Origin of the sequence: Paenibacillus sp. MMS18-CY102 (genome assembly GCF_009789195.1) — a bacterium.
Lineage (GTDB): Bacteria > Bacillota > Bacilli > Paenibacillales > Paenibacillaceae > Paenibacillus_T.
In genome coordinates this window covers 1-621 of record NZ_WSTC01000092.1, presented here as the reverse complement: position 1 = coordinate 621, position 621 = coordinate 1, and the positions used below count along the sequence as shown (strand labels likewise).

Genomic DNA, 621 nt, shown 5'->3' with positions numbered 1-621 from the left:
TTGTTCGCCACGTCCTTCTTCGGCTCCTAGTGCCTAGGCATCCTCCGTGCGCTCTTAGTAGCTTAACCAGTTGCTTGATTGATGGCTGTTACTTGCGTAACCATCCATTCAATCTTCGCTTCGTGTTATAAAACTAAAGCTTTAAGGATGTTTCATTATTCGCTATCCAGTTTTCAAGGTGCAAATACAAGTGCTTTCGCACCCGCTTGGCGTCTTCCTACTCTTCCAGGACCCTGCGGTCCAAGTACCATCGGCGTTGGAGGACTTAACGGTCGTGTTCGGGATGGGTACGCGTGGAACCCCTCCGCCATCGACACCAAACGGATTATATCGGCTGTTGATCACGAAGTAACTCATGATGCATATTCGGCATCGAATCTTGATCCAACCCTCGAACTCCGCTACTCATGTAGGTTAGCCTACACTCCGTTGCTCGTTCTTCGGTTTGAACCAACCTTCTCGGTGCTGAACAGCCTTTTTATTCAGAAAGAACAATTGCTCTTTCAAAACTGACAACGAGCGAGACACAACTGTCATTGTGTATCCAGTCATCATCGTGACTGGGTATATCCTTAGAAAGGAGGTGATCCAGCCGCACCTTCCGATACGGCTACCTTGTTA

At 48.1% G+C, this 621-nt stretch carries 1 rRNA gene; it reads right to left on the bottom strand.

Annotated elements, in window-relative coordinates:
* Positions 1-204: 204 nt before the first annotated feature.
* Positions 205-321 (bottom strand): 5S ribosomal RNA (gene rrf / locus GON22_RS25560).
* Between the last annotated feature and the right edge of the window lie 300 nt (positions 322-621).